Origin of the sequence: Nostoc sp. (assembly GCF_036917095.1) — a bacterium.
Taxonomy (GTDB): Bacteria; Cyanobacteriota; Cyanobacteriia; order Cyanobacteriales; family Nostocaceae; genus Nostoc.
Genome location: NZ_JBALFH010000015.1, coordinates 197,947 through 221,883 on the forward strand (window position 1 = coordinate 197,947; position 23,937 = coordinate 221,883).

17 protein-coding genes and 1 pseudogene are annotated in these 23,937 nt (G+C 42.1%); 7 read left to right on the forward strand and 11 right to left on the reverse strand.

Annotation, left to right across the window (positions count from 1 at the left end; translation table 11 throughout):
* Positions 1-71: 71 nt before the first annotated feature.
* Positions 72-569: a hypothetical protein gene (locus tag V7L01_RS04990; RefSeq protein ID WP_335032482.1), complete on the reverse strand. Its 498-nt coding sequence runs from the start codon at positions 567-569 to the stop codon at positions 72-74.
* Between the two features lie 151 nt (positions 570-720).
* On the opposite strand from V7L01_RS04990, the gene V7L01_RS04995 reads away from it, so the two are divergent.
* The gene (locus V7L01_RS04995) at positions 721-1,953 is read left to right on the forward strand and encodes a DUF4336 domain-containing protein (RefSeq protein WP_335032484.1); all 1,233 of its coding nucleotides are present in this window, start codon (positions 721-723) and stop codon (positions 1,951-1,953) included.
* 281 nt (positions 1,954-2,234) lie between these two features.
* Here V7L01_RS04995 and V7L01_RS05000 read toward each other — a convergent pair whose 3' ends face one another.
* Together V7L01_RS05000 and V7L01_RS35330 are read right to left on the reverse strand one after the other, a co-directional pair.
* Positions 2,235-3,593: a GTPase family protein gene (locus V7L01_RS05000; RefSeq protein ID WP_335033157.1), complete on the reverse strand. Its 1,359-nt coding sequence runs from the start codon at positions 3,591-3,593 to the stop codon at positions 2,235-2,237.
* Between the two features lie 120 nt (positions 3,594-3,713).
* On the reverse strand, positions 3,714-3,899 hold the full coding sequence (locus V7L01_RS35330; protein WP_442936945.1) for a hypothetical protein: 186 nt from the start codon (positions 3,897-3,899) through the stop codon (positions 3,714-3,716).
* Here V7L01_RS35330 and V7L01_RS35335 point away from each other — a divergent pair.
* A pseudogene (locus tag V7L01_RS35335) lies at positions 3,813-3,995 on the forward strand (hypothetical protein); the annotation flags it as partial. The gene V7L01_RS35330 and the pseudogene V7L01_RS35335 sit on opposite strands and share 87 nt — an antisense overlap.
* Before the next feature lie 210 nt (positions 3,996-4,205).
* Here the strand turns inward: V7L01_RS35335 and V7L01_RS05010 are convergent.
* The 4 genes from V7L01_RS05010 to V7L01_RS05025 all read right to left on the reverse strand — a co-directional run bounded on the left by V7L01_RS05010 (position 4,206) and on the right by V7L01_RS05025 (position 8,577).
* A complete protein-coding gene (locus tag V7L01_RS05010; protein WP_335032488.1) occupies positions 4,206-4,502 on the reverse strand; it encodes a type II toxin-antitoxin system RelE/ParE family toxin in 297 nt (98 codons plus the stop codon).
* Positions 4,502-4,729: an addiction module protein gene (locus tag V7L01_RS05015; protein ID WP_335033159.1), complete on the reverse strand. Its 228-nt coding sequence runs from the start codon at positions 4,727-4,729 to the stop codon at positions 4,502-4,504. The genes V7L01_RS05010 and V7L01_RS05015 overlap by 1 nt, the downstream gene beginning before the upstream one ends.
* Before the next feature lie 308 nt (positions 4,730-5,037).
* Positions 5,038-7,689, reverse strand: a complete 2,652-nt coding sequence (locus tag V7L01_RS05020; RefSeq protein ID WP_442936946.1) for a PAS domain S-box protein — start codon at positions 7,687-7,689, stop codon at positions 5,038-5,040.
* A gap of 189 nt (positions 7,690-7,878) precedes the next feature.
* Entirely contained in the window at positions 7,879-8,577 is a 699-nt protein-coding gene (locus V7L01_RS05025; RefSeq protein WP_335032491.1) for a rhomboid family intramembrane serine protease, read from the reverse strand.
* Between the two features lie 272 nt (positions 8,578-8,849).
* Between V7L01_RS05025 and V7L01_RS05030 the strand changes: the two genes are divergently transcribed.
* From V7L01_RS05030 to V7L01_RS05040, 3 genes are all read left to right on the forward strand, one after another.
* Complete coding sequence (locus V7L01_RS05030) at positions 8,850-10,979, forward strand: tetratricopeptide repeat protein (RefSeq protein WP_335032493.1); 2,130 nt, start codon at positions 8,850-8,852, stop codon at positions 10,977-10,979.
* A gap of 409 nt (positions 10,980-11,388) precedes the next feature.
* Complete coding sequence (locus V7L01_RS05035) at positions 11,389-13,842, forward strand: hybrid sensor histidine kinase/response regulator (protein WP_335032495.1); 2,454 nt, start codon at positions 11,389-11,391, stop codon at positions 13,840-13,842.
* Positions 13,839-15,134 (forward strand): hybrid sensor histidine kinase/response regulator, encoded by a 1,296-nt coding sequence (locus V7L01_RS05040; RefSeq protein WP_335032497.1) that lies wholly within the window; start codon positions 13,839-13,841, stop codon positions 15,132-15,134. Before V7L01_RS05035 ends, V7L01_RS05040 begins: the two co-directional genes overlap by 4 nt.
* Positions 15,135-15,290: 156 nt before the next feature.
* Here V7L01_RS05040 and V7L01_RS05045 read toward each other — a convergent pair whose 3' ends face one another.
* Entirely contained in the window at positions 15,291-17,057 is a 1,767-nt protein-coding gene (locus V7L01_RS05045; RefSeq protein WP_335032499.1) for a serine/threonine-protein kinase, read from the reverse strand.
* Between the two features lie 649 nt (positions 17,058-17,706).
* Between V7L01_RS05045 and V7L01_RS05050 the strand changes: the two genes are divergently transcribed.
* Entirely contained in the window at positions 17,707-18,411 is a 705-nt protein-coding gene (locus tag V7L01_RS05050; protein ID WP_335032501.1) for a PEP-CTERM sorting domain-containing protein, read from the forward strand.
* A gap of 315 nt (positions 18,412-18,726) precedes the next feature.
* Here the strand turns inward: V7L01_RS05050 and V7L01_RS05055 are convergent, their stop codons facing one another.
* From V7L01_RS05055 to V7L01_RS05065, 3 genes are all read right to left on the reverse strand, one after another.
* Entirely contained in the window at positions 18,727-19,470 is a 744-nt protein-coding gene (locus V7L01_RS05055) for an SDR family oxidoreductase (protein WP_335032503.1), read from the reverse strand.
* Positions 19,471-19,538: 68 nt separating this feature from the next.
* Positions 19,539-20,129 carry a TetR/AcrR family transcriptional regulator gene (locus V7L01_RS05060; RefSeq protein ID WP_335032505.1) on the reverse strand — a complete coding sequence of 197 codons (591 nt, stop codon included), beginning with the start codon at positions 20,127-20,129 and terminating at the stop codon, positions 19,539-19,541.
* Positions 20,130-20,254: 125 nt separating this feature from the next.
* Positions 20,255-21,814: a YcjF family protein gene (locus tag V7L01_RS05065; RefSeq protein WP_335032507.1), complete on the reverse strand. Its 1,560-nt coding sequence runs from the start codon at positions 21,812-21,814 to the stop codon at positions 20,255-20,257.
* Between the two features lie 398 nt (positions 21,815-22,212).
* Here V7L01_RS05065 and V7L01_RS05070 point away from each other — a divergent pair, with 398 nt between their 5' ends.
* Positions 22,213-23,934 (forward strand): sensor histidine kinase, encoded by a 1,722-nt coding sequence (locus tag V7L01_RS05070; RefSeq protein ID WP_335032509.1) that lies wholly within the window; start codon positions 22,213-22,215, stop codon positions 23,932-23,934.
* The last annotated feature ends 3 nt before the right edge of the window (positions 23,935-23,937 follow it).

Here is a 23,937-nt window from a genome sequence, read left to right on the forward strand (position 1 = left end):
CCTTCAGGAACACGATAAAGTTTAATATCTTCTGTAATTAGCTTCTGTTGTCTATTGAGTGTACCAAATTTCTAGTCATCTCCATTCGTAACTGCACCAAATAAAGTTGACGATCGATCGTCTAGAGTCTGCTCCAGAGCTATTAATTCTACTGCTAGCTGTGTAAACCCTCTTCTAATATCTGATTGTTTTGCTTCAATCACCAATGAGGAGTTAGATTTATGTAAATAATAATTTAAAGTTCCTTTGAGCTTTTCATCCACATTCAGTGGATACTCACTATATAGTTGAGCTTTTGCCCGATCGCAAATTTCAGCAAGGATAGGAGCAATCATAAATTCTCTGATTGATATCTCAGCCGTTGGGTTAAAAAGCTTGATGTTGCGCTGTAAGTAATTTTGCAAAAATTCTAAATAGCTAATATCAGCAAAGTATCTTGGTAATTCTAGCTCTGTACGAGCATAGCTGTACTCAAACTCAGCTACTACATCTATTGTTGGGTTAGGTAACAAAAAGTATTGAGTAAAAGTGTAACTTTGCTCTGATTTTAAAATTTTATATTTACTCATGATTTTTATCGTGAATGAACTACATCGGAGATATTACGAATTACAATTATGAATTAATAATTGCTCTGATTATCTCAATAATTTGCTAAACTCCAACTTTAGGGATAGCAAATAAAAACAATTTGAGCAGGGAATTTGGAGGGGTTGCAGAGTGGCTGATGATGAACGCATAGTCGATGCACAACAGATAAATCCAAAAGACTTTTCATGGGGATTATGGCCTGTTGTGCCACTCTACCCTTATGGCAGGCGGCAGACAATCCGTAAAGAAGTGGTCAAGGACACAATTTGGAATTTTGACCAGATTCAGGGGATTTTCTACGTAGTTGTGCCGATTCGCATGACGGTTGTTAAGCTCGAAACCGGGGGCCTTCTCATCTATGCACCTGTTGCACCAACCCCAGAGTGTATCCGGCTTGTGAATGAGTTGGTGGCAGAACATGGTAACGTTAAGTACATTATCCTGCCAACTATCTCCGGTATAGAACATAAGGTATTCGTCGGCCCCTTCGCCAAATACTTTCCGACTGCACAGGTGTTTGTAGCTCCCCATCAGTGGAGTTTCCCGCTAAATCTCCCCCTTAGCTGGCTTGGCTTACCACCGAAACGAACTCAGGTACTTCCAGAAGATAGTAGCAAAACTCCCTTTGCTGACGAGTTTGATTATGCAATGCTGGGGCCCATCGAGCTTGGGCCTGGTCGGTTTGCGGAAGTTGCTTTTTTCCACAAGCGATCGCATACTCTTTTAGTAACAGATTCTGTACTTTCTATCCCAGAAGATCCACCTGCGATCGCTCTATTAGATCCATATCCCTTACTATTCCATGCTAAGGATGATGCTGCTGATATTGTTGCAGACATTCAAGTAAATCGCCGTAAAGGTTGGCAGCGTATCTCGTTGTTTGCTTTGTACTTTCAACCAAACGCACTAAATATCCGCCAATGGAGTCAGGTGTTGCAAGATGCCTTGAAAGCACCAGAACGCTCAAAGAAAGCTTATTTTGGATTGTATCCTTTTAAATGGAATCCAGATTGGCCGCGATCGTTTGATGCTTTGCGAGGTGATGGGCGTTTGTTTGTCGCACCAATTTTACAGACGCTGATTCTTAACCGCGCACCGAAAGAAACCATTGACTGGGCTGATAAAGTTGCAACTTGGGACTTCGAGTGGATTATTCCCTGCCACTTTGATTCACCGATTAAAGCCAAGCCGTATCAGTTTCGCCAAGCTTTCTCTTTTTTGGAAAAGCAGCCTGCTGTCAGTGCAGGTTTGTTCAGCAGTTGCAGCTATCCCTTGCCAGAGGCGGATTTTAAATTACTGAAAGAAATCGATACAGGTTTAAATAAGTTTGGGATTGTGCCAGCAGCAAAGGAGAAAGTGTAGGAGAAACAATAATATAGCGTTCTCTTTTGGATGCAATCCACGCTTTGGTGGGACAGCTAGCTGTGCGCCCAATACGGTTCGGTTAAGGCAAGAGACGCGATAAATCGCCGTCTCTACAAAGGATTGATTATTGTAAAGACGGCGATTTATCGCGTCTTTGCGATTATTGGCTGTGCGCCCCTATGAATTGTGGCAGAAACTAGCCCAGGTAAATAGTAGAAGCCTATAAATGTAGCCGCAGCAAGTGAAGGTCTACTTGTTGAAAACCCCAACAACTACCCCTAACGTTTAATTCCCTTAAACCGTTCTTGCGCCGCCTGAAACGCTTCTTGCATCACCAACTGAATTTTTTGGGGATCGGGTTTTTTACCTCCCATTAAATCACCAAAGTAAACGCAGGCTGCTTCCCCTAGTGCCCAGGTGTAGGCGGCTGCCCAAGAGGCTGCGATCGCACTACCAAAACCTGGTATAAATTTAATTAATTCCCGTGCAATTGCCTGTGCTAAAAAACCACCTGCGATCGCACTCACAACACCTCCCGCTTGAGATGGAGTAACTGTCTGCCCATATAATTTACCCAACAGTCCCACCATTGATACTTGCAATGCAGTGAGTACTGGCATTGTCGCAAATGGCAGAGGTACAGCGGCCAGGGTGGCAGACATAATCGAAAATGGCAAAATATAACGGCGTGCAGTATCTCGGTAAAGGTTACCAAGTTGCTTCCCAGTTTCTTCTCGATCTAATAGTTGATAAATCGCCTGGGCTTCTGCTTGTGGGAGTAGTTCTGCTAAGGAATCTCGCAGTGCTTCTAAGCCATAAAATACTGGAGTGTAGCCATCTTCTTCTAAGGTAAAGTCAATTAGTACAGAGCGAATCTCCTTCCCTGCGGGACGCTCCGCGAACGGAGAGGCTTCGCCAACGCTTATTTCTGCGAAAGCTTCTTGCATCGCGCTAAATGCGCGGTTGATTTCTTGATAATCTGGCGGATAGGCGGGATGATCGACGGTATCGAGAGGATAAACCTCGTGCAAGCAGGTAACTACCAACAGACAGGGAATGTCTGGATACTGCTGGTGCAGCTGTTTAGCAATTTGTCGTAGCGTGTCAGTTGCAAAATCATTGATTTTGACGGTGAGAAGCAGGATTCTGGCGGAACGAGTCTCTTTTTTTAAATCGCCAACTAATTCCTGAATAATTAATTGAGTATCTTGTTTAACATCACCCAGCCCCACCGTATCAGTAAAAATCAGTAACGGCAGGTCATTGGAAGGATAAGCATAGCGTTGGGTGTGTTGCGTGTGAGGACGAAATCCCTGACCGACAATTTCGGCAGAAACTCCCGTCAATCCCCGAACAATTGAACTTTTTCCGGCTTGGGGTTTACCAATTAGCAGCGCTTCTGTGGTTGGCAGTTCGGCTCGAACTTTCTCTAAAATCTCTGCAACCTGAGCTTCGCTCACACTAAACCATCCAACAAGCGTCTGTGCCACTTGTTCTACGGGTAGAAGTTGCGTTAAGCGTGTTGTTGCGTTGTTCCAGACACCACCAATGCGGTTTGTCCAAGAATTATCGACCGATTTGGTAATAGCTCCATCGGTCGGTTTACTCAATTGCTGAGAATCATGTTGCTCAGTCATTTCCATCCAAACGTAGAAAACCCTTTTACTCATCTTATAGCGATTCTCAAAGGGATAACCAGTACCGTTAGTAGTGTATACTGGGCGATCGCGTTTTGGAGGTAGCGGTGTCTCACACTTCTAAACGAATCGTCGCCGTAGAAATAGGTAGCAAGAGAAATTATTTTTTCGGCTAACAATGCGATTGTTTTGGCTAACAATGCGATTGTTTTGGCTGACAATGCGATTGTTTCGGCTGACAATGCGATTGTTTCGGCTGACAATGCGATTGTTTTGGCTGACAATGCGATTGTTTTGGCTGACAATGCGATTGTTTCGGCTAACAATGCGATTGTTTCGGCTAACAATGCGATTGTTACGACTGACAATGTTAATATAAAAGTACAAGTTATGGATAGCTGAGGGAAGCTTACCTATAAGCTGTTCCACGTTTAAGTTGCATAACTAGGGCGGGCAAGATGCCCACCCCACAAGAGTTTGATTTAATCTGATTATGCAATTTAGATGTTTTTCAGCTTATCAGCTATAAGCTTGGTTCAATCAAATCAGCGATCGCTTTCGCCAATATATCTGGATCTACCGATTTAGAAATATGCATTTGAAATCCTGCTGCTAGTCTGTGAGGCGCTCTTTCCAGTATCCCGGTTCGCGGCTACAGTGCATCACCGCCAAAATTAAAACGTAATCTTCCTCAATGGTGTATAAAATTCCATAGGGGAATTTGCGCGTTAGACATCGACGAATGTCTTCGTCAACAACAGCCCAGCGAGTCGGTGACTGGATAATTCGGAAAATTGCATCCTCAACCGCATTAATAAATGCTTGTGCTAATTCAACTCGACGCTCTGCGTAAAACTTGACTGCTTCACCATATTCAATTAATGCTGTTGGATGAAAGACGTATTTCATTACCCTAGAATTTGTCTTACCCTAGCTAAGGCTTCCTCTCCAGGAATGGGTTGAATTGCACCACTGCGAACTTCATCTCTACGCTTCTTGGCTTCATCTGTCCACAGTGTTTGAAGTGTTTCGTCTACATCAAATTCAAGACTTTCAACCAACTTTTCTGCCAACAATGCTCTCGCTGCACTGGGCAAAGCTAAGGCTTCTTTCATGACTTGCTCAACAGATGCCATAATTACTAAAAGCATAGGGACTATCCAGAGTCTAGCAGGAAAGCAGTAGATATGGCATAACACTAAAGTTATGGAAAGCCTCGCATACCCTTAGCTATATCAGCTTGGCTCAATCAAACCGCAACGCGAGAGATTAGTCTTTGAGATACAACGCCCACAAGGAACGTGGTTTGAATTAGTCCTTAATAAAAAAGTTTTTTCGCGCACGAAACAGTCGGTATGTACTAATGACTAATGACCAATGACCAATGACCAATGACCAATGACCAATGACCAATGACCAATGACCAATGACCAATGACCAATGACTACTTTATCAAATCAGCGATCGCTTTCACCAATACATCTGGATCTACTGGTTTGGAAATATGCATTTGAAATCCTGCTGCTATTGCTTGCTGCTGATTCATTTCCCCTGCATAAGCCGTCAGTGCGATCGCTGGTACTTGTCCTCCTTGTTGAGGCGATCGCGCCCTCACTTCACGCATCAGCATATAACCGTCTGTCTTTGGCATTCCAATATCGCTAATTAAAACATCTGGTACCGACTCAGATAGCGCTTGTAATGCTTCTTGTGCCGATGATACGGCGATTACTTCTACACCGTAGTCTTGCAAAATAAAGGTAACTAAGTCACGGATATCTGGTTCGTCGTCCACTACCAAAACTTGAGTGTCCGAAAGGAGCGAGGATTCCAGATCGCAATCTTCTAAAGCCTCATTCTCTTCGCGTGCAATCTGTTCGCTTCTTACCAAAAGTGGTAACTCAACAATAAAGGTTGCACCCGATTCTTCTCCAGGACTTTCGGCTCGAACTTTTCCTCCATGCATCTCTATAACCTTACGCACGATCGCTAATCCTAAACCTAATCCCCCAAATGCCCGCGTAGTTGTGCCATCAGCTTGGCGAAAGTAATCGAATACATAAGGCAAAAAGTCTGGCGGAATTCCCTTACCTGTATCGCTGACCTGAATTTGAGCCTGATTACCAACTTCCATTAATCGAATTTCTACCCGTCCGCCTGTTGGTGTAAATTTTACCGCATTGGAAAGTAGATTCCACACAGCTTGCTGAAGCCGATTTGGGTCGCCCATCACTTGTCCAAGAGTGGGATCGAATATGGTCTGAATTTGAATTGACTTGGCTTGTGCTGCTAGTTGTACTGTCTCTAGTGCTGCTTCAACCACCATTACCAAGCTCACTGGACAGACATTTAAGTTTAATTTTCCTTGGAGAATGGTAGACACATCCAACAAATCTTCAATTAGCTGGGTTTGTAATTTGGCGTTGCGTTCAATGGTTTCTAAGGCGTGGTGAGTGGTTTTTTCATCGAAATTACGAGTCCGCAGCATTTTCGACCACCCCAGAACGGAGTTGAGCGGGGTTCGCAGTTCATGGGAGAGAACCGCGAGAAATTCATCTTTGATTTTGTTGGCGATTTCTGCTTGTTGGCGTGCTTTCCGTTCTCGTTCGAGGAGGCGATCGCATTCTTTCTCGGCTGATTTGCGATCGGTAATATCGAGTACAAAAGCAACACCATTATCCTTGGAGTCATTCAGCAAGGCTATCCCCAATACAATTGGTACTCGCTTCCCGTCGCGGTGGAGGTGCTCTTTCTCATAAATTCTGGAAACTCCAGTGGTTTGTACTTCTAAGAGGGCGCGATCGTCTAAATCCTTATATTCAACAGGAGTAAGTTCTCTCCAATTAATTCTACCTAAAGTGGCAAACTCATCATGAGTGTAGCCAGCTAGCTGGAGAAAGGCATCATTGGCATCAATAATAAAGCCATCCACATTCCAAAAAGCGACTCCAATCAGGTTAGATTCAAACAAACGCCGAAATCTGGCTTCACTTTCACGTAATGATTTTTCTGCCCGTTTGTGTTCGGTAATATCGCGAGAAACAGTAATTACGCCTTCAATGCTTTGTTTGGAATTCCGTAATGGAGTGAGGATGTATTCATAATAATGTACCCCATCGGCGGTAATATATTCACACTCATCCTTGATTGGCTGCCCAGTTTTCATGACAGCTTTTCGTTGATTATCTACCTGTTCTACAACGTCTGCGGGTACATCCATGTCTTGCAAAGTCTTTCCGACAAGATCCTGGGGCTTGAAGCCTAATAAAGTAGCTCCATCGCGACTGACATACTGATAGCAACCTCTGCGATTAAAAATATAAATGTGATCGACTGATGCAGTGAGAATAGCATTTAAAATATTTGCCTGTTCTTGCACTTGGTTTGTGAGTTCGCGAGTACTTTCTTCTGCTTGCTTGCAGACAGTATTTTCCATACAAACTCCGATCGCTCGCACCGCTTGTCCGCGATCGTCGTAGATAAATTTTCCTCTGGCAGAAATCCAATGAACACTTTGGTCTCCTCGAACTATGCGAAATTCATCGTTGTAGTCAACCTTTTGCCCTAAAGCCTGGGCGATAACTTCCATTACAGATTGCCTGTCTTCAGGATGAACGCACTTCAGAAATCCTTCATAGCTTCCGTCAAAACTCCCTGGAAGCACACCAAAAAGCACTTCATGAGTTTCAGACCAGATAACTTGATTGGTAACAATATTCCAATCCCACAAACCCATCTCGGAAGCATTTAGGGCTAGCCTGAGCCGTTCTTCACTCTCCCTCAGAGAGGCTTCTACATGCTGTTGCTCTGCAATTTTTTGTTGAAGTTGCTGTAAAGCCGCTGCTATATCTGTTGGTAGATTTAAGGCTGTGGATGTCCCCTGTTCGTGATGCCATTTAATGTCAGATTCGACAACTTGAACCTGGGGATTTTGTGCTGTTATTGCCAATTTTTTTTCTAGTTTTGTTACTTGTGCCTCAAGCGCTGCTTGCCTTTGTTGATAAAATATTTCCGATCGCTCTAACTCAGATACACGCTGCCGCAGAACTGCTAATTCATCAGTGAGTTTAAAGTTAATTTTATCAACATTTTGCATCTTGCACATCACTTGTAACTCAACAATACCGATTTGAAGAGTAGGCATCACCTAGTTTTACAAGTATGGATTTTTAAGCTAAAAAATGCAATCCATCAAAAGGCACATAGGAGTTTTAGCCGAGAGGTATCCTCTGAGACTAAGAGCGATATCTAACGACAAGACGCTTTGCATCCAACGATGAATCAATCATCTCTTCAGACGCATGAAAACCGCACCAATTAATAATCCCACTACCTGCCCCCAGAAGACAACACCCGATTGATTTACACCAACGGGGGGAATATTTAAACTGCCAATCCCATAAAATAATTGTTGCACAGGCCACCAAAATATATAAAAGTAGGCTGGGAGTTCGATAGGGATATACAAGATTATTAGCGGCAAAATGCTGTCAATTTTAGCTTTAGGAAACTTAGTAATATATGCTCCTAAAATAGCTGCGATCGCACCATTCGCTCCAATCAATGGTACTGCCAAACTCGGTTCTGCCAGAATTTGGACTAAAGATGCGATCGCGCCAGCAGCCAGATACAATCCGAGATAGCGTCTATGTCCCAGAAGATTTTCTACAGTTTTCCCAAAAACCCACAAGAATAGCAGATTTCCCAATATTTGACTAAAACTACCGTGCAGAAATATTGCAATAATTAGTGAAAATGTTCGCCAAATTACAATTATCCAAGCAGCATTGTTGTATAAGAATGCATTTGTAATTGCCCCACTAATCTGCGCTGGAATCACACCCCAGGTATTGACAAAATAACCCAATGCACCATTAAATTCTAGTTGAAGTTCCCATAAAAATACGGCAACATTAATGCCAATCAGCCAATAATTAATAATCGGCTTACTCCGGCAACGAATATTATCACTAATAGGAATCATATAGATTGGTCATTGGTCATTGGTCATTAGTCATTGGTCATTGGTCATTGGTCATTGGTCATTGGTCATTAGTCATTAGTCATTAGTCATTGGTCATTAGTCATTGGTCATTGGTCATTGGTCATTAGTCATTGGTCATTAGTTATTAATTATTCTTCCCCTGCTTCCCCTGCTTCCCCTGCCTCCCCTGCTTCCCCTACCTCCCCCCTCACTCCCCTTAACGTGTGGCAAGATTGAAATCAGATCGCATCGCACTTAACTAGGCAAACGAGATGCTGGGAAACACACTTGTAGGAAGATACCAAATTATTAGTCACTTGGGAGGTGGGGGTTTTGGTGAAACTTTTATAGCTTTTGATACCCAATTACCCGGTTCACCTCCGTGTGTCGTTAAGAAACTCAAACCCCAGGCAAGCGATCCTGTAACTTTGGAGACAGCTAGGCGTTTATTTGATACAGAAGCACAAGTTTTATATAAATTAGGAACTCACGATCGCATTCCCCAACTTTTAGCTTACTTTGAGGAAAATGCCGAATTTTATCTCGTACAGGAATTGATTGAAGGCCATGACTTGAGTCAAGAATTAATCCCAGGTAAAACCTGGAGTCAAGAGCAAGTAATTTCACTTTTACAAGAACTTTTGACAATCTTAGAATTTGTCCATCAACAGAATGTAATTCACCGTGATGTTAATCCCCGAAATATCCTTAGACGCGACTCAGATGGCAAATTAATTTTAATAGATTTTGGTGCAGTTAAACAAATTGCTACTCAAATTATTCTTCCCCAAGTTCAAACGCAAGCTACTGTTGCTATAGGTACGCCTGGATATATTCCTGGAGAACAAGCTCATGGTACGCCAAAATTAAGCAGTGATATCTATGCTGCGGGAATAATTGCTATTCAAGCTCTCACTGGATTATCAGCAGAGGAAATAGTAAAAGATGCCGATACGAATGAAATTATCTGGCATAATCAAGCCACAGTAACGCCAGAATTCGCTCAATTCTTAGATAAAATGGTGTGCTACGATTTTCGGCAACGCTATTCTTCGGCAACTTTAGCGCTACAAGGGCTGAAAGAGTTAACACAACCACCCGCCCAAACAATAGCTTTAACTCCTATTTCTCCACCAAAAAATGTAATCAAACCTCAACCCAAAAAAGGGATTTTGAGTAAAGTTTTACTAGCAATATTTTTAATTGGGGTGAGTGGAGTAGCATCAATATTGATTTTTAATCACATCAATTCCAATAACGCCATAGAATTATCTAAACAAGGAAATACCCTTTTTGATTTGCAACGCTATCAAGACGCATTAGAAGTATATGAAAAAGCCGTTAATATTAGACCAGATTATGCTCAAGGCTGGAATGGTCAAGGCAAAACGCTGTATCAATTAAAAAAATACAAAGATGCGCTAGCAGCATATGATAAAGCAATTCAAATTAAACCAGATTATTTTGAAGCTTGGAGCGGACGGGGCTTTGTATTGGGAAATTTACAGCGATATCAAGAAGCGATCGCCTCTTTTGACAAAGCCTTACAATTAAATGATAAAAACTCGGAAGTGTGGAATGCTAAGGGTGAAGCTTTAAGTAATTTAAATCAATACGACCAAGCAATTAAATCTTATGAAAAAGCGATTGAATTTAAACCAGATAATTACGAAGCTTGGTATAAAAAAGGATTAGCCTTACAAAGTTCTAAGCGATATGAAGAAGCGATCGCAGCCTATGAAAAAGTCGTTGAATTAAAACCAGACTACGAGCAAGGCTGGTATAATTGGGGAAATGCTCTAGTCAATTTGCAACGCTACCAAGATGCATTCACAGCTTATGATAAAGCGGTACAATACCAACCGGATTATTATCAAGCTTGGTTATCAAGAGGTAACATTCTCATAAACTTACGACGTTATCCAGAAGCAATTGAATCTTTTAATCAAGTAATTAAGTACAATCCCAGAAACTATCAAGCATGGTATAATTTGGGCTGGTCGCTGCATCAAAATCAACGCTATGAAGAAGCAATAAAAGCTTATAATAAAGCAGCAACAATTAAACAAAATGACTATCAACTCTGGTACAATCTAGGGAATTCAGAATACATTTTGCAAAAATACGAAGATGCGATCGCATCTTATAATAAGGCAGTTCGTTATAAACCAGACTATGCTGAAAGCTGGTATAGTAGAGGCAATGCCCTACTAAATTTGAAACGGTTTAAAGATGCGATCGCATCTTACGATCGAGCAATAAAATACAAGCCTAATTACCACCAAGCAATAAACGCCCGCGACCAAGCCCAAATTCAACTGCAATCCGAGAAACCAAAGCCTCTAATCGTACCAATTATCCCAGCTCCTAATCCTACTAATTCACCGCAGACGATGCCCTAATACACAGGGCTATTTCATTCTCATCTAGCCTGCCTCAGAATAAATTCTAAGGCTAATAGCACTCATTCGTCTAAAGACGACTAATAAAGGCTTTTAGTCCACTAAGCGTGGAGTTGGGCTATGAGCCGCGGAACTTTAGTTCTGGGCGGTTTATGTCTAGAACGAAATAGCCCTGCCTAATAGATTAATAATTCGTAATTACGAATTATTAAAAACACTTCTTCTGACCAATATGTAGAATTTTAGTTTATTTTCAAGAATATTTTGAAATAAAAACTTATAATTCGTGGCATTACTATAAATTTATTGTTTATTTTACCAAAAGCTGTGAGCATCGGTAACTTCTTGGGAAATCTAAAGATAACCGAGAATTTCTTCTTACCGAACTATGTGGTTAAGGAGCTAACCCTTGATACAACAAAACTCCAGCCTATCGGCATCTGACAGAGAAAATCATCCCTCGCGAAATTTATTAATTCGATTTATTATAGGCGGCACTACTCTTGTAGTCAGTATTTCTGCCTATTTCAGCTATCAAGCCGCTAGAAATGTGATGCTCAAAGATTTGAGACATAGTGCTTTTTTAGAGGTACAAAGAGGGGGTGCTGAAATTGAGGAGTGGTTACATGTTCGTCAAGTAGAAGTACAAACCTTGGCGAATACTTCAACTGTACGCTCCTTAAACTGGTCTGTGGCAGAACCATATTTAAAGGCAGAAGTCAAGCGGATAAATGAATTTTTCTTGTTCCAAATAGCTACCCCAGATGGTTCATATTCCAATACAAAAGTTGGTCGCTCAAATAAAAATATTCAGGATCGAGATTACTTTCAAAAAGCAATTGCGGGAAAGAGCAATATTTCCGATCCCTTTATTAGCCGTTCTACAGGAATTTCTTTAATTGCGATCTCCACCCCGATTTGGTCAAATTCTGCTAGTAGTTCACCAATAGGGACTTTCCACGGCAATGTGAGAGTCGATCGCATTGCAAAGGTTGTCAACTCCCTGCACTACGGCACGAATAGCTATGCTTTTGCTCTCAATTCCCAAGGACAAGCGATCGTCCACCCTGACTCGGCATTAATGTCAACCGTAGAAGAACCTGCACCCAGCCTGCTGAAAATTGGCGATCGCAATTTAAATGCGATCGCCCGGCGGATGGTGAAAAAACAACAGGGAATTGAGTTAATGGAAATTGACGGCACTAAAAAGTATGTAGCTTATCTGCCGTTGCAAGCCGCTAATTGGTCTGTGGCTTTGGTAATTCCCCGCGAAAATATCGAATCTCGATTGCAATACCTCGACTCGATCGCTTTAATTGTCGGTGGACTGGCTGTTACTATGATTACTGTCTTGTGGCAAGTGCAAGCATTTGAACAAGCTGAACTGAAAAAATCTAAAGCTGCCGCTGATACAGCCAACCATGCTAAAAGCGAATTTTTAGCCAACATGAGTCATGAACTGCGAACGCCCTTGAATGGCATTCTCGGTTGTGCCCAAATTTTGCTGCGTTCCCCAGCTTTACCCAATCAAGAGCAATATCACGTCAATATTATTGAACAATGCGGCTCTCATCTGCTGACTTTAATTAATGACATTTTGGATCTCTCCAAAATTGAAGCGAAAAAGCTAGAACTGTATCCAGGTGATGTGCATTTCCCCTCCTTTCTCCAAGGAATTGTCGAAATATGCGGTATTCGGGCAAAACAAAAGGGCATTTTGTTTGTTTATAAACCCGCGATCGACTTACCCACAGGGGTTCATATTGATGTTAAAAGATTACGTCAGGTGCTATTGAATCTGCTGGGAAATGCGATCAAATTTACAGATGAAGGTCAGGTTACATTCAATATTGAAGTAATCGATCGACCTCCCAGTGATGGGCAGACAGTGAAACATCGCATCCGCTGTACCGTAGAAGACACCGGAATTGGTATAACTCCCGCAGAATTGAGCAAAATTTTCTTGCCATTTGAACAAGTAGGTGAGAAAAAGCGCCAAGTTGAAGGCACAGGGCTGGGTTTAGCTATTACTCGGCAGTTAGTCCAGATGATGGGTAGCGATATCCATGTTCAGAGTCAGATCGGGCAGGGGAGTAGCTTCTGGTTTGAATTAGAGATTCCCGAAGCGACTGACTGGGTAAAATCTGCGATGTCTACGACGGGCTACGCCTACGCAGCATCAGAGAAACAAATCATTGGCTTTGAGGGTAGCCCCTACACCATCCTAATGGTTGACGATCGCTGGGAGAATCGCACAGTGATTACAAGCTTACTACAACCACTGGGTTTTAATGTAGTTGAAGCCAGCAACGGTAAAGAAGGTTTAGAAAAAGCGATCGCCCTCAAGCCAGACTTGATCGTTACAGATTTACTGATGCCAGAAATGGATGGGTTTGAATTAATTGAACACCTGCGTCACACTCCAGAAATTCAGAATGTCAAGATTATCGTCTCTTCCGCTAGTGTCTTTGAAGCCGACAAAAATCGCAGTCTGCAAGCTGGAGGTGACGCCTTCTTGACCAAACCTATACACTTAGATGAATTATTACATCAACTAGAACAATACTTAAATTTGGTATGGATTTACAAGCAATCTCAGCCTGATGCAGAAAAAGCCAAAGAAGCAACGACAGTAAATAGCCAATCTGCTCAATTAACCCCTCCTTCCCCCCAAGTCTTGCAAGAACTAGTTACCTTAGCCAGTAAAGGTAACTTCAATGCCATTCTCAAGTGGGCCGATCGACTGGAGGAAACAGACACAATCTTCGTGCCATTTGCTAATGAAATACGGCAACTAGCAAGGCAATTTGATGAAGATTTAATCCTCAACTTCTTGACTCAATATGCAATGGAAACAGTATGAAAACTACTATTGAAGACCAAAAAGATTCTATTAATTACGCTCCTTCTAGGGGAATTATTTTAGTTGTTGACGATAACCCTGCCAATTTACAAGTTTTATCCAGCTTTTTGGATCGGTCAAGTTTTGAAGTTTGGGCAGCACGCAGCGGTGAGAAAGCCCTCCAGCGATTAGAAAATGATGATTTACCCGATTTAATCTTGCTGGATGTAATGATGCCCGGTATAGATGGTTTTGAAACCTGTAAACAGCTAAAAAGTAATGCTCGCGTCCAAGATATTCCGGTCATTTTTATGACAGCTCTCTCAGAAACTGCTGATAAAGTCAAAGGTTTGCAATTAGGAGCCGTAGACTATATTACCAAACCTTTTCAGCATGAAGAAGTCTTGGTACGGATTGAAAATCACCTCAAGCTGAGAAATTTGACAAAAACCTTGAGCGCTAAAAATACCGAATTACAACAAACTCAAACTCAACTGATTCAAGCAGAAAAGGTAGCAGCTTTAGGTCAACTGACAGCAGGAATTGCTCATGAAGTTAATAATCCCATCAATTTTATAGCTGGCAACTTAAATTTTGTTGAACAGTATGTAAATGAGGTAGTTAGTTTACTGTCTCTCTATCAAAAATACCTACCCGATCCCCCAGATGAAATTCAAACCGCAATTCAAAAAAGCGATCTCAACTTTTTATTAGATGATTTGTCTAAAATTATTCAATCCATGCAAGTTGGTACAGATCGCGTTACAGAAATTGTGTCGTATCTGAACAACTTCTCACGGCACAGAGAAGCTGGTAAGAAACTAGCTAATTTGCATGAAGGGTTAGAAAGTACATTACTCATTCTCGGACATCGGTTTAAACAAAATGCTAATCGCCCAGCCATAAAAATAATCAAAGAATATGGCGAATTACCACTTATTGAGTGTTTTCCTGGCGAAATTAATCAAGTTTTTATGAATTTAATTTGTAATGCAATCGATGCAATTGAAGAAATATATAATAGTAAAAAAAGTGATGAAATTTGTCAATATTCTGGTGTAATTAAAATTAAAACTGAGGCAATTGGAGAGCAAGTTATTTTAAGAGTTGCCGACAATGGATCGGGTATAAATACAGCAGACAAAACAAAAATATTCGATGCTTTTTATACAACAAAACCCGTCGGAAAAGGGACAGGGCTTGGTCTATCTATTGCTTACCAAATTGTGGTTAATAATCATCATGGCAAGCTCACATACCATTCCAAAGCAGGTGAAGGGATAGAGTTTATTATTGAATTACCCATCCGTTAACAATTTAAAATTCTTATTTTGCCTACGACATGTTACGCGAATAGACGAGAATTTCAACCCTTAGACTACACACATAAGAGCACAATATATTATGCCCCTACGTGCATTTTAAAATTTATGTATGTAACAAGTCTATGCATATAAAAATTGCTGTAACTAGCGAATATTCACCTCTTGTAGGTAATTTACTCCCTGAAAATATTCCATCCTAGTCGCTGATTTTTTAGGGATGAATGAATTTATTCTTTTTGCAGAAGCTACCCTTTGATTGTCAGCCAGCACGCGTTGTTTTTGAGTATACTCATTCAATTTGACTTGAGCTTGAGCATAAACTAGAGTATCGTTGGGAATATTTCGGAGAAATTTTACAGCCTGTTCAAAATCACCAACATATGCTTGTTTATAGGCTTTTTGTAAAAAGTAGGCTGCTCTGATCTGCCGCTTTCGATTGTACTCAGCTAACTTGTCTTGAACTAAAGCACCCGCACGACTTTCTTGAGGAATTTGACGCAGATATTGTAATGCCGTAGAAAAATCTTTTATCTTGGCTCTTTCGTAAGCTTTTGCTAATAAATCTTGCGTCTGTGTTTCAATGTTGAGGGATGCTTGCCGAACTAGATTATTTGTTTTAGTTTGCCAATATAAAATATTTGGAATTTTAGCAGCAGCATGAAGAACATCTGACCATTTGCTCTCATGAAAAGCTGTTTGAGCTATTTGATATTGCTGTGCAGCTACTTGCCATTGCTCTTGCCATTCTTCAATTGTAGCTTGTGCTTCTGGGTAAACATTACTGTGGGAGGGAATTGATTTAGCAAGTGCGATCGCTTCTTGCAAATCTCCTGATTGATATTCTTTTTTCGCTTTATATAAAGTATCTGTTTCTGAGTATGCAGGTGAAGTATTAACTAAAGAATAAACACCAAATCCCATCAACAAAGAATTAGCCGCCAGTCCTACTTTCATTCCTGTTAAAAACGGGGATGATTTTCCAAATGTAGGATTTTGATAATTATTATCTTCAGCCGTCGCCTCTAGGGAAAAATGAGAATCTGCTTCTAATATTTCTGGTGGCTGTTCCCATATGATTTGTTTGAGTACCCGCAGTACCTCACCCGCAGATTGAAAACGATCTTGGTAATCGTAGCGGATCATTTGGCTGAGAACAGCAGCTAGATAATCATTAACTGGCGTGTTTTGAGAACGCCAAAAAATTTCATTAGTATAAGGATCGGCTTTTAATTTTAATGGTTCTAACCCAGTTAAAGCCTGAATGGCAATCATACCCAAAGCATAAATATCACTGTTGGGCTGTGTTTGACCAATAAATTGCTCTGGCGGTATATACCCCAATGAAGTGACAGGAATTCTATAAATGGGCAATTCCGCACCTATGCCAAAATCGATAGACTGGATTGAGCCAAAGTCAATCAAAACTAACTTGCCATCGCTATTACGTCTGATTAAGTTTTCCGGTTTGATATCGCAATGGATAACACCTTGAGAGTGAACAAATTCTAGAATACCTAAGACATCTATCAGAAATTCTACAACTTCGCTTTCACTCCACATACACCCCCACTGTTGATGGACGGGCAATTCCGCAGTCAGCGCATGTCCTTCAATATACTCTTGCACTAAATAAAATCGCTCGTTTTCTTCAAAGCAGACGATGAATTCAGGAATTTGGTGATGGCTTCCCAGAAGCTTGAGGGTTTCGGTTTCAGTCAGAAACAGTAATCTCAGCATCTCCAAGTAGCCAGATTCGGAACTGCTAACTTTGATCTGCTTAACAACGCATTTGGGATTCTCCGGATAATCTACGTCTACAGCAATGTATGTTTGTCCAAACACCCCTGCACCCAGGGTTTGGACAATTTGGTAACGCCCTTGTAGTAATTTACCGATTATGTGGTGGGTCATGACCTGGTTACTCAGTAAGTCCTTTTATTTAGTTTTTCTGACATTCCCACCTGTTTCCGGAATGCTTGAAGAATAGATTTATAAAACATTAATGCTGAAATATAACCTTGATTTATTTCAGTACTTTTACTTAAAAAATTTGAATAATAAAATTCCTGGCTTCTCTAAAAAATTGAGAATCTAAGCCAGAATTTTCTCTCTTTATACCAATTCTTTCTGAAGCTGCATAGAATTCGATCCCCCCTAGCCCACGCCAGTCGCTCCACTTGGGGAGACCCCAAGACCGCGCTGGCTCCCCTTAAAAAGGGGGGAATTCAAAGTCCCCCAATTTATCGGGGGATTTAGGGGGATCAAGATATGTGCAACTTCACATTAAATTGGTATTACAAGGATTAAACCTTAAAAAAATGCATAAAATATAAAAATACTGTAAATTCTATATAAAATTTATGTATTTACACTTATAAAACTTCGTCTAATAGTATCATGCTAATAACAGTATTAATCAATGTTAATACAGAATTTTCAGTGTCAAAATAACCCTATCCAAGAATTTTCACTATGCTCAGTCAGTTTTATGTAGAGCAAGTGCATAAGAGTGAAAAGCAGTAATTGCATAGAAAAAAGTTGAAATTTAGAGGGATATCCAATGAAAAAGTGTTCCAAATTGGCAATTACGGCTGCCGTCGTTGGATTCGGATTAGGAACGTTAAATGCAGCGCAAGCAGCAACTTTGACTGTAAATGCATCAGGTCAAGGTTGGTGGGCTGCTGAAGGCGGACTTAATGTGTCTAATACTAACGATAATACCAACTATCTAACTGGAAATATCCGCGCAACAGATTTGCGTGACTTTTTTACATTCGATCTTGGTACTATAGCAAAAGTCTCCTCAGCAACCCTACAAATTCAACGATTTGAGGGTTCAGAAACTGGAACAAAAACTCTAGATTTTTTTGATGTTTCAACACCTGCTGATGTACTAAGTCAGAAAGTTAATAGCCCCAGCAACACTATTTATAGTGATTTGGGAAGTGGTAAAAATTATGGAACTTTTGACGTTAGTACTTCTGGCAATTCGGACGAAATTCTGAATTTTGTTCTCAACTCTGACGCGATTGCAGATATTAATGCCAGAAAGGGGCAGTTTTTCTCAATTGGAGGTGCGCTTCGGGGCAATCTTGAAGACGATTATCTCTTCTCCAGTAGTGGTAATGGTACGTTGGCTAAACTTGTGATTGATAATACCCATTTAGCCACCGTTCCAGAACCCGATACCCTTGGCGGGATAGCGGTTGCTGGTGTTGCAGCTTTGTGGTTAAAGCGCAAACGAAAAGCCTCGCTAACTGTATAAACGAATTTAGTTTGGTGTTTATCTCAATACTTCTCGGTTAAAGGGAAAAGGGGAACGGGAAAAGGAGAAGAAAAAACCTTTAACCCAAACCCGATTTCGAGTTAAAAATGCAAAACCCGAGAAGTATTGGGTGTTTATCTAACTGGAGTTGTTTCTCTCCCCGGCATTGCATATTTGCGGGATGATTTGGCAACTTATAAAATTTCCTCCCCTGCTTCCTCTGCTTCCTCTGCTTGTCTCAATTCATCCCACTGTTCTGCAACGCCCTCTCCCCATATGGTTTACGGTTCAAAATCAGATGTTTGCAAGGAATCGTTAGCCTTCGCCCATGCTGACTTCGACGACACTTTTTGCAAAGCTCTCGTAGGCACTACCAATTTGTTTCGCCACCGAGTCGGGGAAAACATGGAACTCACCTGCTTGCAGCGCAGCGATAATGCCCTCCGCAACCAGAATGGGTGGTTCAGAGATTTCGGCCATCCCTGCCGCATCGCTCATGTCGGTAGTAATGGGCCCAGGGTGAACACTCAGCACGATAGTGCCTTGTTTGCCGAGTAATTCTCGTAATGCCTGAGTAATGGAATAGGCCGCCGCTTTGGAGGCACTGTAGGTAGCAAAACTCAAGAACGTCTTTAGCGAAGCAACGGAATTAAGCTGAACAAAGACGCCACCGCCATTAGCTTTGAGAATCGGCGCAAACGACTGGGCCATGGCGATCAAGCCATAGACGTTAATGTTCATCTGAAACTCTAGGGTTGCGATCGCATTCTCATCCAAGGGACTCGCGTCCTGAGCGACTCCTGCGTTGTTCACCACAACCTCCACATCCGTTGCAGTTTGAGCAGCAGCAACGATCGATTGCCGATCTGCTAAATCAATATGAATTGGCACCACTTTGTCGCCGTATTTTTCGACTAGCGGTGCAGCGCTCTCAAGCTTTCGCACTGCGGCATACACTTTAGCCGCACCGTGCTCAACAAAGGACTCAACCAGCACTTTACCAATGCCGCGATTTGCACCGTTTACGAGAATGATTTTGTTGGCGATGTCGTAAGTCATGAAAATACCTCCTAAAAAAGCAATGAAATCAAAACTTTGAACGAATAGTCTAAGTTAAGTCAAAAAAATTAGCTGTTGTCTAGCAGATAAATAGCGGCTGTCACTGCCCCTTCTAGAGTGGTGCCATTTTCCATAACCCGTCCGATGAGCGCTACCCCCTGCATCGTACAGAGCAGTAGACGCGCCAGATTGCGTGGATTGGACTCAGGGCTGATTTCCCCCACAGCCTGAGCGCGGATTAGCGTTGCGGTGAGCACATCTTCCGCCTGTTGCAGGTAGCCCCGCATGACTTTAGCGATCGCTTTGTCTTCGGTATTGAAATCGGCAATGTTGGTGCCGAGCATACAACCGCAGCTACCGGGTTGACTATGCATTTCCTGCAAGTCTTTCAGCAGTTGCTTCAGATGGCCCAGCGGAGAGCCGTCAGCAGAGAGACGAGCCTGCACATTCTGAATGTTGGTGTGAGCATAGTGCTCTAACGCCTTGAGAAAAAGCGATTGCTTGTTGCCAAAGGTGTCATACAAGCTTTTTTTGCCAATCCCCATATTTTTTAGCAATTCAGAAAGGCTGGCGGCTTCGTAGCCGTGCACCCAAAACACTCTCATTGCCTGCTCTAAGGCAACTTCGGGGTCAAATTGCTTTTCAGGGCCGCGAGTCATATGCAACCTGGCGATTTTTTAACCTTGGGCTAATACTAACACAACCTAAACCGATTGGTCAAGGTTTGTATGCTCTTGCAAAAAAGCAGGAGCATTTCTGAAACTAATTTGTAAAAAGTTTCAAGTTAGTGAGATTCTTCTTTGCTCTCTTCTTCCTCTATTGCCTCACTTTTATCTGTTAACGGCTTAACTACTCGCGCGATCGCTTCTTGAATAAAAGCCTTGATAAATTCATCTCTGCGATTAATTTGAAACTGTCGTTGGACAACTTCCGTCATCCCACCATCGCCCCAATCTTGGTCATGACGAAAATATTCAATAAAACTTTTACCAGCAATTCGCGTTAAATAAGCTGCTGTCACGCCTTGAATTGCTCTACCAATAATAAAGGTGGCAACATTGAGCTGCAAAGCTGTAGAAAGTAATTGAATCGCTCCCTTGACAATGCCTAAACTGGCGATCGTTTTCGCTAAAGAAAGGGCTAACTCTCGTCCCCGTTCCATATTCAATTCACAGCCGTACACTCTGCCAATTTCCACAACCATTTGAGCATTAACGGCGGCTGTCGCTAGTAAATCTACAACTGGTATAGGCGTGACTGATACCACACCAGCACCAATCCACTGAAACCGTTCTACAATTTTGTCAGCTTGACGGCGACGCTGGCCATCGATGAGTTTTCGCGCTTCGTCTCCCAATCGCAGAGATTGCAGCAGAATATTATCTGCCACCAAATCTTCGCCCTCAGCTCGTAAAACAGCAGCCGTGCGCCGCAGCAAAGGAACAATATCCGGTTCCGGCTGGAAGGTTTCGCCAGTTTCTAGTTGTGCAGATTGGGGATTAGCAGCGATCGCCACGACATCATTAGTAGCAATAAATCCCCGTACCCGTTGACGCAATCTCGCGAGGATCGCTTCTTTATCTTCATCTGTATATAAATCAGTTTTGTTGAGAACTAGGAGCGATCGCTTACCAATTTCTGCCAATCCCCGCAGTGGCTCATATTCAGAGCGCCGTAAGTCATTATCCACCACAAACAACAGTAAATCTGCTGCTGTTGCCAGTTCTCGCGCCATTTGTTCCCGTTCCGTTCCCGCCACCCCTGCTTCTAAAATCCCTGGCGTATCCGTAATTAAAATCTTGCGTTCTAATCCCTTCAACCGCAGACAATAAGTTTCTCCAACCTGGGTTGTACCCATTGGTGCATCCACTTGACCCACCATGCGCCCCATAATGGCATTAACTAAAGAAGTTTTGCCAGCACTCCCCGTACCAAATACCACTACTTGAATTTCACCCCGTGCTAAGTTTGCTTCAATCTCTCGCGATTTACTTAATAAAGCCTGGCGTGCTACTTCATCTTGAATTTGCGCTACCTGTTGCCGCACAGCCTGTAGAGTTGTAGAAGCAGCATCAGATTTAGCAGCAGGAATTTGTGCCGCAGTCACTCGCTTCGGGTTGCGGCGCGATCGCTTTTCTCCAGATTGAATCACTAATACATAATAGACAAAAGCCGCAACCAACGCTCCAATGAGGACAATTAGCAGCAACAGCAGCAAATTGCCTAGCAACGGCGAATAGGACAATTGCCAATAGAGGCGCGATAGGGAATCAATTAGCCATAGGGCTAGCCCCAAAATGACGATCAGACCAACAATCAGCGTTACTATCCGTGACAGAGGCATGGTTGGGAAAAATTAGTGGGTATTCGGTAGGCAGATGCTTCTGATCTTAATAGTTTCAGTATTTTTTACCAGAGTAGTAAGAAGCAGCTTTTGTGAAATTTGAACCTTTGAGGGTGAAACTTGAGTGCCCCCTGCCTCCCCTGCCCTCTTCTGTGACAAAAGCGTGGCTAAGTAAAGATGACTGGATATTCAGTAGGCAGATATTTCTAATCTTCATAGTTTCAGTATTTTTGACCAGGGAAGAAAAAAGCAACTTTTGGTAAACTAAGAGCGCATTTTGTATCAAAATTGCTTCTACCCTCTGCATTTTTGCGTTCCCGCGTCCGATCGCCTACGGCTAGATTCGGTGTTTTTTATGAAAAACCGCTTACTAAAAAAATTCAACAGCGACTTACACGATGACTGCGACACCTGAATTAAAATACTTTAACTCGGTTCAACAAAAATTCCACCAGCTTAGTATTCGGCAAAAAATTTTTTATGGATACGGTGTGGCTTTGGGAATTGCAGTTTTGGGAACAACGATGGGGTTGGTAATAGGCCATCGCTACTTCCAACAAGCCAAACAACAGATCGTGGTAGCAGATGAAGAAGTAAGCTTGTTAAGTAGTTTACAAGGACAAGTGCTGGAAATACAGATTCGCCAGCAAGAAATACTGCCTTTTTTGCAGCAGCCGCAAGCGTTGCAAAGGGGAATTTCTGATTTCAAAAGCGATTTGGCGAATACGGAAACGTTGCTCGATCGGGTACAAGAATTTAGTCAAACCACTTTCCAAGGGAAATTACAAGCTCTGCTCGCAAAGCATAACAGCGCCATAGCCGGATATCTCGAACGACTCAGGTCGCTGATTCAGCAAATTTTGCCATTAACTTCACAGCCAGAGGGAGCTATAAAAGCAGAGCAATTAATCTTGAAATTCAGTCAAAGTCAGGATGCTCTAAAGTTTTATCAATTTGCCCATGAGTTAACTGACTTTGCCAAAACCCTTCAAAAACGCCAAGAGAAAGCTCATATAGCTCAGAATCAGGCTGCACTCATACAAGCTCAGATTATTATTGGTAGTATGGTGCTATCAGTGGCGATCGCTGCCATCTTGGCTTTCTACACAAGTAAAATCATCGCCCATCCCATTAATGCGGTGACAAATATTGCCCAAAGAGTTACCCAAGAAGCTAATTTTGACTTGCAAGCACCTGTGACTACAGAAGATGAAGTTGGGGCGTTAACTAGCTCCCTTAACCAGCTAATTCAACAGGTGAAGCACCTTTTAGAAGAACAACAAACCGAGGCGCAAGTTCGACTAATTCAAAGTGAAAAAATGTCGAGTTTAGGACGGATGGTGGCTGGTGTCGCTCACGAAATTAATAATCCGATAAATTTCATTTCTGGCAACCTCGTACACGCGAAAACCTATACTGACGACCTATTGTCGCTACTACAAATATACAAAGCCGAAGTTCCTCAGCCTTCCACTGCTGTGCAAACTTTAGCAGAAGAAATTGATTTGGAGTTTCTAGAAGTAGATTTGCCAAAACTCTTCCACTCTATGACAGTTGGTGCTGACCGCACGCGAGAAATTGTCCGAAGTTTGAAAGATTTTTCTCGTTTAGATGACGGGGAAGTGCAGGTAGTAGAACTACACGCTTGTATAGATAGTACGCTGTTGATTCTGAACAATCGCCTGAAAAATGATATTAGCCTTGTTCGCAACTATGGTGAGATTCCAACGATTCCAGGCTACACAGGTTTACTTTATCAGGTATTTATGAATCTTCTTAGCAATGCTATCGATGCTTTGGAGCAAAAATTGGCTGAGAATCCCGAATTTATGCCTGAAATCACTATTACTACAGAATGCTGGCAGAATGACTTGGTGTTAGTGCGAATTGCAGACAATGGCTCTGGTATTTCGCCAGAAAATCAGAAAAAGATATTTGATACATTTTTCACAACCAAACCACGAGGTATTGGTACTGGTTTGGGGCTAGCGATCGCGTATCAGATTGTGGTAGAAAAACATCAGGGTAAAATTACTTGCGAATCTGAGTTAAATCGAGGTACAGAGTTTGCGTTGGCTCTGCCCACCGCAGGTATCGCTCTACCGATTTCTCATCCTTGAGCT

Bases quoted from the DNA above. Each gene is read 5' to 3' on its own strand.
- V7L01_RS05050 (WP_335032501.1), top strand. From the start codon at position 17,707: ATGAAAAAGTGTTCCAAATTGGCAATTACGGCTGCCGTCGTTGGATTC.
- V7L01_RS05060 (WP_335032505.1), bottom strand. From the start codon at position 20,129: ATGACTCGCGGCCCTGAAAAGCAATTTGACCCCGAAGTTGCCTTAGAG.
- V7L01_RS05045 (WP_335032499.1), bottom strand. From the start codon at position 17,057: ATGACCCACCACATAATCGGTAAATTACTACAAGGGCGTTACCAAATT.
- V7L01_RS05055 (WP_335032503.1), bottom strand. From the start codon at position 19,470: ATGACTTACGACATCGCCAACAAAATCATTCTCGTAAACGGTGCAAAT.
- V7L01_RS05070 (WP_335032509.1), top strand. From the start codon at position 22,213: ATGACTGCGACACCTGAATTAAAATACTTTAACTCGGTTCAACAAAAA.
- V7L01_RS05025 (WP_335032491.1), bottom strand. From the start codon at position 8,577: ATGATTCCTATTAGTGATAATATTCGTTGCCGGAGTAAGCCGATTATT.
- V7L01_RS05010 (WP_335032488.1), bottom strand. From the start codon at position 4,502: ATGAAATACGTCTTTCATCCAACAGCATTAATTGAATATGGTGAAGCA.
- V7L01_RS05040 (WP_335032497.1), top strand. From the start codon at position 13,839: ATGAAAACTACTATTGAAGACCAAAAAGATTCTATTAATTACGCTCCT.
- V7L01_RS05020 (WP_442936946.1), bottom strand. From the start codon at position 7,689: ATGCAAAATGTTGATAAAATTAACTTTAAACTCACTGATGAATTAGCA.
- V7L01_RS05000 (WP_335033157.1), bottom strand. From the start codon at position 3,593: ATGACTGAGCAACATGATTCTCAGCAATTGAGTAAACCGACCGATGGA.
- V7L01_RS04990 (WP_335032482.1), bottom strand. From the start codon at position 569: ATGAGTAAATATAAAATTTTAAAATCAGAGCAAAGTTACACTTTTACT.
- V7L01_RS05065 (WP_335032507.1), bottom strand. From the start codon at position 21,814: ATGCCTCTGTCACGGATAGTAACGCTGATTGTTGGTCTGATCGTCATT.
- V7L01_RS05015 (WP_335033159.1), bottom strand. From the start codon at position 4,729: ATGGCATCTGTTGAGCAAGTCATGAAAGAAGCCTTAGCTTTGCCCAGT.
- V7L01_RS05030 (WP_335032493.1), top strand. From the start codon at position 8,850: ATGCTGGGAAACACACTTGTAGGAAGATACCAAATTATTAGTCACTTG.